The organism is Cupriavidus alkaliphilus, assembly GCF_900094595.1.
Taxonomy (GTDB): Bacteria; Pseudomonadota; Gammaproteobacteria; order Burkholderiales; family Burkholderiaceae; genus Cupriavidus; species Cupriavidus alkaliphilus.
Map to the genome: position 1 here is coordinate 133,220 of NZ_FMAD01000001.1, position 13,797 is coordinate 147,016.

The following is a 13,797-nucleotide window of genomic DNA, read 5'->3' on the forward strand; positions in this document are numbered from 1 at the left end:
AGGCAGCCCCGGGGCCGGCATGCCGGTCAGGATCAGCCGATGACGAACAGGGGCTGGCCGTATTCCACGGCCTGGCCGTTCTCGACCAGGATTTCCTTGATGACGCCGGCCTTGTCGCACTCGATCTCGTTGAGCAGCTTCATGGCTTCGATGATGCAGACGGTCTGGCCTTCCTTGACGGCGTCGCCGACGTTGACGAAGGGCGCGGCGCCCGGCGACGGGGCACGGTAGAAGGTGCCCACCATCGGCGAGGTCACCACATGGCCGGCGGGCAGCTGCGCAACCGGCTCGGCAGCCGGCGCGGCGGCGCCGGCGGGGGCGGCCGCGGCCGGCACGGCGGCGGGCAGGGCCTGCATCTGCGGCATGGCCATCGGCGCGGCGACGACTTGCGGCGGTTGCTTGACGATGCGTACCTTGCCGTCGCCTTCGGTGACTTCCAGCTCGGAGATGCCGGATTCGGCCACCAGGTCGATAAGCGTCTTCAGCTTGCGCAGGTCCATCTTTTTATCCTCCTGAATCGGGTTTTCCGCCGCTGCCCGGGACGGGCCGTGGCGGAACAATCGTTGTGCCGGCCACCGGAAATCCGCACCCGCCGTGCCGAGGCACGCCAACGGGCGCAGGCCGCCGGGCGGCGCGCGCAGGTTGTCGAAAAAATCCTTGCGGGGGTTCAGCTCCCCGAACTGTCGGGCGGGGGCTGCTCCTGGCCCAGTACATAGTCCAGCGCCAGCAGGTAACCCTGCCAGCCAAGCCCGCAGACCACCCCGACCGCCACGTCCGAGAAGTACGAGTGGTGCCGGAAGCTTTCACGCCGGTGCACGTTCGACAGGTGCACCTCGATGAACGGGATCGCCACGCCGGCCAGCGCGTCGCGCAGCGCCACGCTGGTGTGCGTATAGGCAGCCGGGTTGATGATGATGAACTCGACCCCTTCCGCCCGAGCGGCGTGGATGCGGTCGACCAGCGCCCCCTCGTGGTTGGACTGGAACGTCTCCAGCGACGCGCCGGCTTTCGCCGCGCGTTCGGCCAGGGCCGCGTCGATATCGGCCAGCGTGGTGTGCCCGTAGGTCTCCGGCTCGCGTGTTCCCAGCAGGTTAAGGTTCGGCCCGTGCAGGACCAGCACCTTGCGGTAGCGGGGTGAGCGACGGATAGAGCGGGATGCAGTCACGGCGGCTCGACCAGATCAACGAAATTGCGCGGAGATTACCGTAGCTTAGAGGGATTTGTCTAGCACGCGATACAGGCCTTGGCGGCCCTCGGCGCAAGCTCGGCGGCCTTTTGAGCACTTTTGCATCAAAGCGGTCCGCAGCCGGGACAAATCCTTCAAGAAAGCCGAAATTCCGCGATGTTGGCGGGAGAAATGACTCAGGTGCGCGGCAGCACGGCACGCAGTTCGTCCGCGGTAACCCGGCCCATCTTGCGATACTTCACCGATCCGTCCGGATTGATGACCACGGTGTAGGGCAGGCCGCCGGCGCTGTTGCCGAAATTCCGGGACAACTCAGTGCCGGCGAAGCCAGCCACGGCCAGCGGATACGCAACCGGCACCTTCTGGGTGAACTGCTGGATGTTGGTGGCGGAATCGATACCGATGCCGACAAATTCCACCTGACGATGCTTGAACTCCTCATGCAGGGCAGTCAGCTCCGGCATTTCCTCGACGCACGGGCCACACCACGGGGCCCAGAAGTTGACCACCACGGTCTTTCCGCGCAACTTGCCCAGATCAAGTTCGGTCCCGGCGGGATCAGGCAGGCGCGACTGGAACAAGGTTTCGACGGCCTGATCGTTGGCGGGCTTCGGCGAGAACACGAAATGCCCGGCGAGCGCACCGGCGGCACAGGCGACCACGGCGACAGCGATCCATAGCCAGAGACGGGAGCGGCGGACGGGCGGGGCGACGGTTTCAGTCATGGAGATGGCTTGACCAGTAGAAGGTAAGGCGGGGCTTCAGGCGTTGCCAGCGGCGTCAGCGGCATCCAGCAGGGCCTGCACGGCCTGCACATCGGCGCGGGCCGCGCGCCCGGAGGCGTCCGTGCGCATTGCGCCGCGTTCATCGACGGCATCATACAGTGCTATATGGATGCCGACTGGCGCACCCAGTTCCGCGCGGACTTCACCGGCCAGGAGACGCGCCTCGCGGCGGTCGGGCCACTGGCCCTTCCACAGGAAGCTGAGGGTTTCGACCTCGCCGCGCCCGCCGAAGTGGCGGCTTTCGCTGGTTTCGAAATCGACGCCGGCATTGATCAGGTGCAGCGCGGCGTCCTTGGCGCTGTCGCAGAAGCACTGCAGATAGATATCGGAGTGTTCCGTGGCGGTGCCGTTGAGCACCGCGCCGACCAGATAGGGCCGGAACGGCGCCAGGTCTTGCATTGCCATCACCGCCAGCCGGCGCAGCAGCGCCAGCACGCGCGGCTGGCTGTCGGCGTGGAACAGCGCCTGATAGGCGCGCACCTCGGCCTCGACCTGTTCGTTGTCGGGCAGCCATTCGCCCGGCACGCGTTGTTCGCCCAGCACCTGGCGCGCGGCCTTGCGCTTGGCGGTGGCGTAGTCGGCACCGTCCTCGGCAATCATGCGGGCGGCGGCCTGGGCGATTTCCTCGCGCAGGCGGGTCGGGTCTGGGGCGGTACGTCGGTTCATGCCCCATGATACCGGAGGCGTCCGCGGTCGCGCTGCGGCGCTGCCCGTGCTGCCGCAGTGCAGCGAAGGGCGCTGGCGCTCGGGTACAATCGAAGGCTTCCTGCCCGGCCGCCGCACCGCACGACACGGCTGCAACCCAGCCGCCGCGCCGCCGGGCCCGAATCCCCACGCCTGCGGGCTTCAAGTCTTTCCGGGAACCCATGCATATTCATATCCTTGGCATCTGCGGCACCTTCATGGGCGGCCTGGCGGTGCTGGCCAAGCAGGCCGGCCACCGCGTCACCGGCTGCGATGCCAACGTCTATCCGCCGATGAGCACCCAGCTCGAAGCCCAGGGAATCGAACTGATCGAGGGCTTCGACCCCGCCCAGCTGTCGCTGGAGCCGGACCTGTTCGTGATCGGCAATGTGGTCTCGCGCGGCAACCCGCTGATGGAGGCCATCCTCGACCGCAACCTGCCTTACGTGTCGGGCCCGCAATGGCTGGGCGAGCACGTGCTGGCGCGCAAGTGGGTGCTGGCGGTGGCCGGCACGCACGGCAAGACCACCACCACCTCGATGCTGGCCTGGATCCTCGAGGACGCCGGCTACAACCCTGGCTTCCTGGTGGGCGGGGTGCCGCAGAACTTCGGCATCTCGGCGCGCGTTACCGAGTCGGACTTCTTCGTGATCGAGGCCGACGAGTACGACACGGCGTTTTTCGACAAGCGCAGCAAGTTCGTCCACTATCGCCCGCGCACCGCCATCCTGAACAACCTGGAATACGATCACGCCGACATCTTCCCGGATCTGCCCGCGATCGAGACCCAGTTCCATCACCTGGTGCGCACCGTGCCGGGCCAGGGCCGGATCGTCGTCAACGGCGTGGAAGAGAGCCTGGCGCGGGTGCTGGAGCGCGGCTGCTGGAGTGAAGTGGAGCAGTTCGGCGTCGGCGACTGGCGCGAGAGCGACGCCGCCGGCACCGAGGCGGCGCCGGGCAAGGATGCGTTCGATGTCTGGTTCGGCGACGCCGTTGCCGGCACCGTGGTGTGGGACCTGCAGGGCACCCACAACCGCATGAACGCGCTGGCCGCGATTGCCGCCGCGCGCCACGTCGGCGTGCCGGCCGTGCAGGCGATCGCGTCGCTGTCGCGCTTCGCCAACGTCAAGCGCCGCATGGAGGTGCGCGGCGTGGCCGGCGGCGTCACGGTCTACGACGATTTCGCCCACCATCCCACCGCGATCCAGACCACGCTGGACGGGCTGCGCCGCCGCGTCGGCAATGCCCGCATCCTGGCGGTGCTGGAGCCGCGTTCCAATACCATGAAGCTGGGTGTGATGAAGGCGCAGCTGCCGGCCAGCCTGGAGCAGGCCGACCTGGTGTTCGGCTACGGCGCTCCCGCGGGCAAGGATGCGCTGGGCTGGGACCTGGCCGAAGCGCTGGCGCCGCTGGGCGCCACCGCCACCGCGTTCCAGGACCTGGGCGCGCTGGTGCAGGCGGTGCGCGCCGCGGCGCGGCCGGGCGACCATGTGCTGGTGATGAGCAACGGCGGCTTTGGCGGCGTGCACCAGAAGCTGCTGGACGCGCTGGCCCAGGGCAGCGCGGGCTGACCGGACTCGCCATGCTGCTGTATCTGCACGGATTCCGCTCTTCGCCCCAGTCGTTCAAGGCCCAGCTGGTGCAGGCGCGCATGCGCGAGTGGGGCGTGGGCCGCTACTACGCCTGCCCCACGCTCAATGTCTCGCCGGCCCTGGCCGTGGCCCAGGCCGAGGCGGCGATCCGCGCGGCGCAGGCGGGCGGCGACCAGGAGATCGCCATCGTCGGCTCGTCGCTGGGTGGCTTCTATGCGCGCTGGCTGGGCGAGCGGCACGGCTGCAAGACCGTATTGCTCAATCCCGCGATCCATCCCTGGACCGACCTCGAAAGCTACCTGGGCGAACAGCCGCTGTGGCACGGCGGCGGTTCGGTCACGGTCGAACGCCGCCACCTGCAGGAACTGCTGGACCTGCGCGTGGACACCATCACCCGGCCCGAGCGCTATTGCCTGATCGCCGCCACCGGCGACGAGGTGCTGGATTACCGCGAAATGGTGGAGGCCTGCCCTGGCGCGAACATCCGCGTGATCGAGGGCAGCGACCACGGCATCAGCGAATTTGCCGACTACGTCGACGATGTGCTCGCCTTCTGCGGCTATGGTCCCGGCGGCAAGGTGCCGGCCGGCGCCGGCGCGGCATGAGCGCGCAGTCGGTGCGCCGCGGCGGCTGGAGCCCGCACCTGGCTTTCGATGCGGCCATCCCGCCCAACCTGCGGCGCTGGGTCACCGGCGATGACGGCTCGCTGACGGCGCGGCTGGTAGCCGCGTCCGCGCGCTTTCGCGTGGCGCGGCTGCTGCAGGCGCCGCGGCGCCCGCTGGCCGACGAATGGCAGGTGCTGGGCCAGGCCGACCGTACTCCCGCGCTGACGCGCGAGGTGCTGCTGATCTGCGACGACATCCCCGCCGTATTCGCCCACACCGTGGTGCGGCTGCGCCATGCGCGCCGCGACTGGCCGTTCCTGCGCGGGCTGGGCGAGCGTCCGCTGGGCGGGCGCCTGTTCGTCGATCCGGCGGTGCGACGCGAGCCGTTCCAGTTTGCGCGGCTGCTGCCGCACCACCCGCTGCGCCAGGCCCTGCACCGCGTGCTGCCGGACATGGCGGCAGTGCCCATGCTGACCGCGCGGCGCTCGGTGTTCCGGCGCGGCGGCGGCGTCATGCTCGTGACAGAAGTGTTCCTGCCAGACCTGCTGTCGCGGCCATCCCCGGGGACCGAGGCGGTACCGCATCCCAAATATATGCGGACGACAGACCGAAGCCCTGTTTCGACACACACTACCGAAATCAAGAAAGAGACCACGAGATGAAACTGCAGGGTCGGGTTGCCATCATCACCGGTGCCGCCGCCGGCATCGGCTTTGCCACCGCGCAGCGCTTTGCCGAAGACGGCGCCATCGTCGTGCTGTGCGACGTGCAGGAAGCGCGCGTGCGCGAGGCCGCTGCCAGGCTGGCGGCCACCGGCGCCACCGTATCGGCCTACCGCGTCGACGTGACGCGCCGCGACGAGGTCGACGCCATGGTCGCCGCGGTGCTGGCCGCGCACGAGCGGGTCGATATCCTGGTCAACAACGCCGGCATCACCAAGGACGCGCGCCTGGCCAAGATGACCGAGGCCCAGTTCGATGCCGTCATCGACGTCAACCTGAAGGGCGTATTCAACTGCGCGCAGGCCGTGGCCGGGCTGATGACCGAGCAGGGCAAGGGCGTGATCCTGAACGCTTCGAGCGTGGTCGGCCTGTACGGCAATTTCGGCCAGACCAATTACGCGGCCAGCAAGTTCGGCGTGATCGGCTTCACCAAGACCTGGGCGCGCGAGCTCGGCCCCAAGGGCGTGCGCGTGAACGCGGTGTGCCCGGGCTTCGTCAACACCGAGATCCTGGCGACCGTGCCGGACAAGGTGCTGGACGGCATGAAGTCGTCGTGCTGGCTGCGCCGGCTGGCCGAGCCGGCCGAGATCGCCAGCATCTACGCCTTCCTGGCCAGCGACGATGCCAGCTACGTCAACGGCGTGGCGATCGAGGCCAGCGGCGGCATGTCGCTCTGAGCCCGGCGGGCGGGCGGACCGGGGTGCGGTATCATGCCAGGTCTCAGGCCGGGTCATTGCCGGTCACCGGCAGGCCGCCGACAGGCCCTCGCGCCCCGCACCCGTTCCCGTTCGCACGCGTTGATGTCCGGGTGCGCGCGGTGGCACCATTTCTCCCACAGGATCCGCTCCAGCGCTGGCCACAGGGCTGCCCGGCGCGGTTCCGCGCATAGTTGAAAGTACCGATCGATGCAGTTGCTGTTCGAAGAAGGCGGCGAGATCCGCGCCGGCACCGTGCTGAACCAGCAGGGCGAGGCTTACCAGGTGGAGCTGCCGGCCGGCAAGCGCACCAAGGTCAAGTCGCGCGACGTGCTGCTTCAGTTCGCGCAGCCGTCGGCGCCCGAGCTGGTGCGCCAGACCGGCGAGCTGGTGGCCGAGATCGACCTGGACTTCCTGTGGGAATGCGCGCCCGAGGCCGAGTTCGGCTTTGCCGAGCTGGCCGCCGAATACTACGGGGCCGAGCCCGGCGCGGTGCAGCAGGCGGCGCTGGCGATGGCGCTGCACGGCAATCCGGTGTACTTCCGCCGCAAGGGGCGCGGGCGCTACCAGCGCGCGCCCGAAGACCAGCTCAAGGCCGCGCTGGCCGCGCTCGAGCGCAAGCGCCAGCAAGCGCTGGTGCAGGCCGAATATGAAGACCAGCTGAAGGCGCTGACGCTGCCGGAATCGTTCCGCAACAAGGTGCTGCAGCTGCTGTTCAAGCCGGACAAGAACAGCCTGGAATACAAGGCCATGGACGCCGCCTGCAGCGCGCTCGGCATGTCGCCGATGCGGCTGATGGTGGCCGCCGGCGGCGTCGCCAGCGCGCGCGCGCTGCACGAGGCCAAGTTCCTCGCCGAGTGCTTCCCCAAGGGCACCGGCTTTCCCGATACCGATGTGCCCGAGCCGCCGGCCGAGCTGCCGCTGGCCGAGGTCGAGGCGTTCTCGATCGACGACGTCACCACCACCGAGATCGACGATGCGCTGTCGGTAACGCAACTGCCCGACGGCAAGCTGCGCATCGGCATCCATATCGCCGCGCCAGCGCTGGGCATCCGCCGCGGCGAGCCGCTCGACGCGATCGCGCGCCAGCGCCTGTCGACGGTCTACTTCCCGGGCGACAAGATCACCATGCTGCCGGACCCGGTGGTCGAGCGCTACACGCTGCAGGAAGGCCGGCTTTGCCCGGCGCTGTCGCTGTACGTGACGGTGGACCCGTCGGTGTGGCTGATCACCGGCAGCGAGACCCGCGCCGAGATGGTGCCGATCGCCGCCAACCTGCGCCACAACCTGCTCGACGATGTCATCACCGAAGCCTCGCTCGCCGAAGGCACCGGCGACTACCCGTTCCGCGAGGAACTGACCCGGCTGTGGCACTTTGCCGGCTACCTGTACGACGAGCGCCAGCGGGCGCGTCTGGCCAGCGGCCTGCGCCCCGAGACGCACAACCGCGCCGACTTCAACTTCTACCTCGACGACCAGGCCGACGGCAGCCAGCGCGTGCGCATCGAGCAGCGCAAGCGCGGCTCGCCGCTGGACAAGATCGTGGCGGAGATGATGATCCTGGCCAACAGCACCTGGGGCAAGCTGCTGGCGGATCATGGCGTGCCCGGCATCTACCGCACGCAAAAGGCGTGGGGCATGCACCGCACGCGCATGCAGACCTACCCGGCGCCGCACGAAGGCCTGGGCGTGGCGCAGTACGCGTGGAGCACCTCGCCGCTGCGCCGCTATGTCGACCTGGTCAACCAGTGGCAGATCCTGGCGGTGGCCCAGCACGGCGTGACCGCCAAGCTGGTGGCGCCGTTCAAGCCCAAGGACGCCGACCTTCTGGCCGCGGTGGCTGACTTCGAGGGCACCTACGCCGCCTATGCCGACCACCAGTCGACCATGGAGCGCTACTGGTGCCTGCGCTGGCTCAAGCAGGAAAACCGCGAGCGCATGGTGGCCTCGGTGCTCAAGGAAGGCGCGGTGCGCTTCACCGAGATCCCGCTGGTCACGCGCGTGCCCGAGCTGGTGCAGGCGCAGCGCGGCACCCAGGTGCTGCTGGAGATCGGCGAGACCGACGAGATCACGCTGGAGGTCTCGTGCCGGGTGCTCGAGATCTTCGCCGGTGAAGGCGAAGTCCCCGAAGAAGAGCTCGAAAGCGACGAGGAAGCCGCTGAGTTGTCCGCCGAAGCCGCAGCCGAGGCCGCGGCCGAGGATGCCGCCGAGCAGGCCGCGGGTGTGGCCGATCCGGAGCCGGCCGAAGTGGACGGCGAAGCGGACGGCGACGCCGGCGGCGAGGCGTCGGGCGAGCGCGACACCGGCACCCCGGCGGCCGGCTGAAGCCTTCGGAAATCCGCGGGGCTCCCTTACAATGCGGGTCTGATCCGGAGCCCTGGTCCACGGTCTCCCGCTCTGCCAGCGGCACCGGCCGGTGCCGCCGCGGTTGTCTCCCGAGCCCTCATCCATCCATCGTGATCGCCACTCTTGCCGCTTCCCGCCCCTGGTGGCATGCCAGGTGGCACCACAGCAGTATGCTGGCCCGGGCACTGGCCATTTCCGTGGCCGTGCACGCGCTGCTGCTGATGGTGCGGGTGGCCGCGCCGGAAGTGTTCGAGATCAAGCGCAGCGACGCCGCGCTGGACGTGGTGCTGGTCAATGCCAAGTCCGCGCAGAAGCCGCGCAACCCGACCGCCCTGGCGCAGGCCAACCTCGACGGCGGCGGCGACCATGACCTGCAGCGCGCCACCACGCCGCTGCCGGCGCAGACCCTGACGCAGGAAGGCGACCTGGTGCGCCAGGTGCAGCGCCGGGTCGAGCAGCTGGAACAGGAACAGCAGCGCCTGCTGACGCAGGCGCGCGAAGCCGCGCCCGCGGTGCGCAACCAGCCGCTCAGGCCGGGCGAGAAGCGCCAGGACACGCCGCTGCGCGGCCAGGACGAGCGCACCTCGGCAGACGAGATGGCCAGGCTGGAAGCCGAGATCGGCCGCAACCTGGAGCACTACGCCAAGCGGCCCAAGCGTTTCCAGCTGACCGCCACCAGTGCGCAGGCGGTCGACTACGCGCAGTACTACGACCGGCTGCGCCGCAAGATCGAGGCGCGCGGCACCACGGATTTCCCGCAACGCAACGGCAAGCCGCTCTACGGCCAGTTGATCCTGGTGATCAACGTCAACCGGCAGGGCAAGCTGGGCTACAACCGCGATGGCTACAACGTCGATGCCATCGACGTGGTCAAGAGCTCGGGCGATCCCGCGCTGGATCGCCAGGCGGTGGCGATCGTGCGCGCGGCCGCGCCGTTCGGCGCCTTTACCGCGGAGATGTCGGCGCGCCAGGACATCCTCGAAGTCATATCCACTTTCAAGTTTTCGCGCAGCGGGCTGGAAACCCGCCTGCAGGCACGCTGATGACATCCACTGACTCTTCCCAAGCCAGCGCCGACCGCTATGTGGTGATCGGCAACCCGGTCGCGCACAGCCGCTCGCCGGCGATCCACGCGGCCTTCGCGCGCCAGACCGGCGAGGCCGTGCAATATGACCGCCTGGAGGCGCCATTGGACGGGTTTGCCGACACCGTGCGCCGGTTCTTCGCCGACGGTGGCTACGGCTGCAACGTGACCGTGCCGTTCAAGCTGGAAGCCTATGACCTGGCCGACCGCCTGACCGAGCGCGCCGAGGCCGCCGGCGCGGTCAACACGCTGTGGATCGAAGAGGGCTTGATCCATGGCGACAATACCGACGGCATCGGCCTGGTGCGCGATATCCAGGACAACCTCGACACGCTGATCGAGGGCAAGCGCGTGCTGCTGCTGGGCGCCGGCGGTGCGGCCATGGGCGCGATGCTGCCGCTGATCGAATGCCGGCCCTCGCGCATCGTGGTGGCCAACCGCACCGCGTCGCGCGCCAGCGACATGCTCGAAGAGTTTGTCGAGGCGGCCGACCAGTATGGCGTCGAGCTGTGGGGCGGCGGCCTCGATGCGCTCGAGGGCCTGTCCGAGGACGAGGCCGTCGACGTGGTGATCAATGCCTCGTCCAGCAGCCTGCAGGGCGAGGTGCCGCCGGTGCCGGAGTTCCTGCTGGGCGAAGGCGTGCTGGCCTACGACATGATGTACGGCGCCGAGCCCACCGTGTTCCTGCAGTTCGCGGCAGGCTGCGGCGCGCGCGTCAGCGACGGCCTCGGCATGCTGGTCGAGCAGGCCGCCGAGGCCTTCTATATCTGGCGCGGCGTGCGGCCCCGCACTGCGCCCGTGCTGGCCGAGCTGCGCGCCGCGCTGCAGGCCGAACGCAAGGGCTGACCGGGACGCCGCCGGCCGTGGCCAACCGCAACCGCACGGCCAGTGCCGCACGCACCCACGCGGCGCCGGCGCGTGCCGTCTTCAATCCGGTGCGCTGGCTCGGCTACCTGCTGGGTTGCGTGGTCGCCGGCGTGGTGGCGATGCAGCTGTACTTCTTCGTGCAGATCGCCAGCTGGCAGTACCTCAATCCCAGCACCACCACCTTCATGCGCGCCGAGCGCTGGCGCCTGTGCGGCATCAACGTGTGGAGCTGCGGCCTGGATCGGGAGTGGGTGCCGTACGACCGCATCTCGCGCAACCTCAAGCGCGCGGTGATCGCCAGCGAGGACGCCGACTTCGTCAACCATCCCGGCTATGAGCTCGATGCCATGCTCGATGCCTGGGAGCGCAACAAGAAGCGCGGGCGCATCGTGCGCGGCGGCTCCACCATCACGCAGCAGCTGGCCAAGAACCTGTTCCTGTCGTCGGAACAGCATTACCTGCGCAAGGGCCAGGAGCTCGCCATCACGTGGATGCTCGAGTTCTGGCTGGACAAGCAGCGCATCTACGAGATCTATCTGAATTCAGTGGAGTGGGGCGAGGGCGTGTTCGGCGCGCAGGCCGCGGCGCAGCACTACTTCCGCACCAGCGCCGACAAGCTCAGCGTGGGCCAGTCGGCGCGCCTGGCGGCGGCGCTGCCGGCGCCCAAGTGCTTCGACAAGAAGGAGTACTGCGCCAATGTGCGCGTGAACTTCCGCGCCAAGGCGGGCATCATCGCGCGGCGGATGGGGGCAGCGACGCTGCCCGATTGAAGCCGCCCGCCCTCAGCTCAGCCAACCCTTCCTGCGGAAATACACCAGCGGGATCGCCGCCGACACCGCCATCAGCGCAATCGCCCACGGGTACCCGGCGCCCCAGTCCAGTTCCGGCATGAACTTGAAGTTCATGCCGTAGATGCTGGCGATCAGCGTGGGCGGCATCAGCGCTACCGACACCACCGAGAACAGTTTGATGATCTTGTTCTGGTTGATGTTGATGAAACCGACGGTGGCGTCCATCAGGAAGTTGATCTTGTCGAACAGGAACGCGGTGTGGTTCTCGATCGAGTCGATGTCGCGCAGGATCTGGCGCGCCTCGTCCTGCTGCTCGGCCGACAGCAGCTGGCTGCGCATCAGGAAGGACACCGCGCGGCGCGTGTCCATCACGTTGCGGCGGATGCGCCCGTTCAGGTCTTCCTCGCGCGCGATGGTTTCCAGCACGTCGGCCGCGGCGGCATCGGTCACGTTCTCGGCCAGCACGCGGCGGCTGGCTTCTTCCAGGCGTTCGTAGATTTCCTCGATCGAGTCGGCCGAGTATTCCGCATCGGTCGCGTACAGGTCCATCAGCACGTCCTTGGCGTTGCGCACCGAGCCCGGGCGCATGCGCGCGCGCAGCCGCACCAGGCGGAACACCGGCAGGTCTTCGTCGTGGATGGAAAACAGCACGTCCTTGGTCAGCACGAAGGCGACGCGCACGTTGCGCGACACCTCTTCCTCGTCGAGCAGGAAGTCGGTGCGGATATGGATGTTCTCGTCCTCGCCTTCAAAATAACGCGCGGACGCTTCCAGGTCGCCCAGGTCTTCCAGTTCAGGAAGGGCGACGCCATAGGCTTCCTTGATCCAGTTCAGTTCCTCGTCGTCGGGATTGACGACATCGATCCAGATCGGCTTGTGCTGCAGCAGCTCATTGCGCTCGTCGACCTGCTCCTGGGCAAGCCGGCCTTTTTGCAGGACGAACAGGTTGATCATCCCCGGGATTCCTTATTGCTGATTGCGACGAAAAACAAAGACAAGCGCGAAGACAAGCGCAGGCGGCTCGCCGCATTCCCAGGTATTGCGTCATGCCCCGTCATGGCCCCGCGGCATGCCGCGCAAGGCCGGGCCACGGGCAAGCGTGATCGCGCTGTCCCGCGGCTGCGTGGGGCAGGCGGACAAGGCGATGGCGTTTGCCTGGGTTGGCTGGCTAGCCGGGAGAGGGAAGATCCGCCACGTCGGGCGCGCATGGAGGCGCCGCCGGTGGCACGGAAAGACACTCGCCCGCAGTTCTGACTGCGGGCAAGGCCGACGAAGCGCGGAGCCGGGTGCTCCGGGCGGGTCGTCGTTACGCAGCCCGCAGTGACATGGCGTTCGCAGAGGTCGCAGCGTTGCCGCGCCAACTCGAACACCCGATGCTACTGCCCACGTAATTTCTCCGGGATTGTGATGGCCGCGAGTGTAGCCCAACGCGGGGTGGCTTGTTAAGTGAAATCTCCGCGACGCGCGCGCGCCGTTGCCGGCTTGCGACCGCGGCATGCACCGCGGGCGTCAGCCGGGCGCGCCGCGCAGCCGGCGCCACAGCAGCGGCGCCAGCATCACCGAGGACAGGGCCAGGAACATCAGCACGATCGCGGCGTAGTCCTGCCAGTGCGGCTGCTCGCCCAGCAGCCACATCCCGAAAAACACGCCGACCACCGGGATAAACATGATCGACAGGCTCGACACCACCGGCGGCAGGCTGCGCGCCAGCCCGAACCAGACCAGGTGGCAGAAGGCGAAGACCACCACCGCGTTATAGGCGATCGCGGCCCATTCGATGGCGGTGGGCATGCGCCAGCCGTCTTCCAGCAGCAGCGTGCCCAGCGCCAGGAAGGGCAGGGTCACGGCCAGCATCCAGAAGGTCATGGCGCCGATCGGCACGTCGGTCTGGGTACGCTTGATCAGCTGGGTGCCGAAGCCCCAGCCGGCCGCGGCCAGCAGCATCAGCAGCGTGCCGGCGGGGCTGCCGGTCAGCGCGGCGAGCTCGCCCGACAGCAGCAGCGCCGTGCCCGCCAGCGCGCAGCCGATGCCCAGCCAGGCCCATGCGCCGATGCGCTCGCGGAAGAACACCAGGCCCCAGACCACCGCCCAGATCGGCATGGTGTAGCCCAGGATCGCGGCGCGGCCCGACGACAGCATCTTGACCGCGCAGATCGCCAACAGGTGCCAGACCACCATGTTGGGCAGCGCCAGCCGGAATACCGTGCCCCATTCGCGCCGCGGCACGGCCAGCGAATCGCCGCGCAGCCGCAGCGCCAGCCCCAGCGCCACCAACCCGCCGGCCATGCACAGCAGGCGGAAGCCCATCGCCGGGAAATGCGCCACGCCCACCTTCATGATGGGCCAGTTGATGCCCCAGGCGAGCGTCAGCACCACAAGCAGGAAGAGACCACGGCGATCGAGAGACATGAGGGGACGCGGCTGTGCGGGATGCCGCGCA

At 68.5% G+C, this 13,797-nt stretch carries 14 protein-coding genes; 8 read left to right on the plus strand and 6 right to left on the minus strand.

The window, feature by feature from the left end:
• Positions 1–32: 32 nt before the first annotated feature.
• The 4 genes from accB to GA0116996_RS00630 all read right to left on the minus strand — a co-directional run bounded on the left by accB (position 33) and on the right by GA0116996_RS00630 (position 2,637).
• Positions 33–500: an acetyl-CoA carboxylase biotin carboxyl carrier protein gene (accB, locus tag GA0116996_RS00615; RefSeq protein WP_092306361.1), complete on the minus strand. Its 468-nt coding sequence runs from the start codon at positions 498–500 to the stop codon at positions 33–35.
• A gap of 167 nt (positions 501–667) precedes the next feature.
• Entirely contained in the window at positions 668–1,165 is a 498-nt protein-coding gene (aroQ, locus tag GA0116996_RS00620; protein WP_092306363.1) for a type II 3-dehydroquinate dehydratase, read from the minus strand.
• Between the two features lie 197 nt (positions 1,166–1,362).
• On the minus strand, positions 1,363–1,911 hold the full coding sequence (locus tag GA0116996_RS00625; RefSeq protein WP_092306365.1) for a TlpA family protein disulfide reductase: 549 nt from the start codon (positions 1,909–1,911) through the stop codon (positions 1,363–1,365).
• A 36-nt stretch (positions 1,912–1,947) separates the two neighbouring features.
• Positions 1,948–2,637, minus strand: coding sequence for a UDP-N-acetylmuramate--alanine ligase (locus GA0116996_RS00630; RefSeq protein WP_092306367.1), 690 nt, complete (start codon positions 2,635–2,637; stop codon positions 1,948–1,950).
• 200 nt (positions 2,638–2,837) lie between these two features.
• Between GA0116996_RS00630 and mpl the strand changes: the two genes are divergently transcribed.
• The 8 genes from mpl to mtgA all read left to right on the plus strand — a co-directional run bounded on the left by mpl (position 2,838) and on the right by mtgA (position 11,336).
• On the plus strand, positions 2,838–4,226 hold the full coding sequence (gene mpl, locus GA0116996_RS00635) for a UDP-N-acetylmuramate:L-alanyl-gamma-D-glutamyl-meso-diaminopimelate ligase (RefSeq protein WP_092306369.1): 1,389 nt from the start codon (positions 2,838–2,840) through the stop codon (positions 4,224–4,226).
• Positions 4,227–4,237: 11 nt separating this feature from the next.
• Positions 4,238–4,852 (plus strand): YqiA/YcfP family alpha/beta fold hydrolase, encoded by a 615-nt coding sequence (locus GA0116996_RS00640; RefSeq protein WP_092306371.1) that lies wholly within the window; start codon positions 4,238–4,240, stop codon positions 4,850–4,852.
• Positions 4,849–5,514: a chorismate--pyruvate lyase family protein gene (locus GA0116996_RS00645; RefSeq protein WP_092306372.1), complete on the plus strand. Its 666-nt coding sequence runs from the start codon at positions 4,849–4,851 to the stop codon at positions 5,512–5,514. Before GA0116996_RS00640 ends, GA0116996_RS00645 begins: the two co-directional genes overlap by 4 nt.
• Positions 5,511–6,251 (plus strand): 3-oxoacyl-ACP reductase FabG, encoded by a 741-nt coding sequence (gene fabG, locus GA0116996_RS00650; RefSeq protein ID WP_092306374.1) that lies wholly within the window; start codon positions 5,511–5,513, stop codon positions 6,249–6,251. The genes GA0116996_RS00645 and fabG overlap by 4 nt, the downstream gene beginning before the upstream one ends.
• 228 nt (positions 6,252–6,479) lie before the next feature.
• Positions 6,480–8,594, plus strand: coding sequence for a ribonuclease catalytic domain-containing protein (locus tag GA0116996_RS00655; protein ID WP_092306376.1), 2,115 nt, complete (start codon positions 6,480–6,482; stop codon positions 8,592–8,594).
• 191 nt (positions 8,595–8,785) lie between these two features.
• Positions 8,786–9,658, plus strand: a complete 873-nt coding sequence (locus tag GA0116996_RS00660; RefSeq protein WP_221209880.1) for an energy transducer TonB — start codon at positions 8,786–8,788, stop codon at positions 9,656–9,658.
• Entirely contained in the window at positions 9,658–10,545 is an 888-nt protein-coding gene (aroE, locus tag GA0116996_RS00665) for a shikimate dehydrogenase (protein ID WP_092306380.1), read from the plus strand. Before GA0116996_RS00660 ends, aroE begins: the two co-directional genes overlap by 1 nt.
• 17 nt (positions 10,546–10,562) lie before the next feature.
• Complete coding sequence (gene mtgA / locus GA0116996_RS00670) at positions 10,563–11,336, plus strand: monofunctional biosynthetic peptidoglycan transglycosylase (protein ID WP_092306382.1); 774 nt, start codon at positions 10,563–10,565, stop codon at positions 11,334–11,336.
• A 12-nt stretch (positions 11,337–11,348) separates the two neighbouring features.
• On the opposite strand, the gene corA is transcribed toward mtgA, so the two are convergent.
• Entirely contained in the window at positions 11,349–12,311 is a 963-nt protein-coding gene (corA, locus tag GA0116996_RS00675; RefSeq protein ID WP_018006324.1) for a magnesium/cobalt transporter CorA, read from the minus strand.
• Positions 12,312–12,866: 555 nt separating this feature from the next.
• Positions 12,867–13,766: a DMT family transporter gene (locus tag GA0116996_RS00680; RefSeq protein ID WP_092306384.1), complete on the minus strand. Its 900-nt coding sequence runs from the start codon at positions 13,764–13,766 to the stop codon at positions 12,867–12,869.
• Between the last annotated feature and the right edge of the window lie 31 nt (positions 13,767–13,797).

What these genes read in the sequence shown, in the direction of transcription:
- GA0116996_RS00630 (WP_092306367.1), bottom strand. Translation starts at nt 2,637, where the DNA reads ATGAACCGACGTACCGCCCCAGACCCGACCCGCCTGCGCGAGGAAATC.
- GA0116996_RS00660 (WP_221209880.1), top strand. Translation starts at nt 8,786, where the DNA reads ATGCTGGCCCGGGCACTGGCCATTTCCGTGGCCGTGCACGCGCTGCTG.
- GA0116996_RS00655 (WP_092306376.1), top strand. Translation starts at nt 6,480, where the DNA reads ATGCAGTTGCTGTTCGAAGAAGGCGGCGAGATCCGCGCCGGCACCGTG.
- accB (WP_092306361.1), bottom strand. Translation starts at nt 500, where the DNA reads ATGGACCTGCGCAAGCTGAAGACGCTTATCGACCTGGTGGCCGAATCC.
- GA0116996_RS00680 (WP_092306384.1), bottom strand. Translation starts at nt 13,766, where the DNA reads ATGTCTCTCGATCGCCGTGGTCTCTTCCTGCTTGTGGTGCTGACGCTC.
- GA0116996_RS00625 (WP_092306365.1), bottom strand. Translation starts at nt 1,911, where the DNA reads ATGACTGAAACCGTCGCCCCGCCCGTCCGCCGCTCCCGTCTCTGGCTA.
- corA (WP_018006324.1), bottom strand. Translation starts at nt 12,311, where the DNA reads ATGATCAACCTGTTCGTCCTGCAAAAAGGCCGGCTTGCCCAGGAGCAG.
- aroE (WP_092306380.1), top strand. Translation starts at nt 9,658, where the DNA reads ATGACATCCACTGACTCTTCCCAAGCCAGCGCCGACCGCTATGTGGTG.
- GA0116996_RS00640 (WP_092306371.1), top strand. Translation starts at nt 4,238, where the DNA reads ATGCTGCTGTATCTGCACGGATTCCGCTCTTCGCCCCAGTCGTTCAAG.
- GA0116996_RS00645 (WP_092306372.1), top strand. Translation starts at nt 4,849, where the DNA reads ATGAGCGCGCAGTCGGTGCGCCGCGGCGGCTGGAGCCCGCACCTGGCT.
- mpl (WP_092306369.1), top strand. Translation starts at nt 2,838, where the DNA reads ATGCATATTCATATCCTTGGCATCTGCGGCACCTTCATGGGCGGCCTG.
- fabG (WP_092306374.1), top strand. Translation starts at nt 5,511, where the DNA reads ATGAAACTGCAGGGTCGGGTTGCCATCATCACCGGTGCCGCCGCCGGC.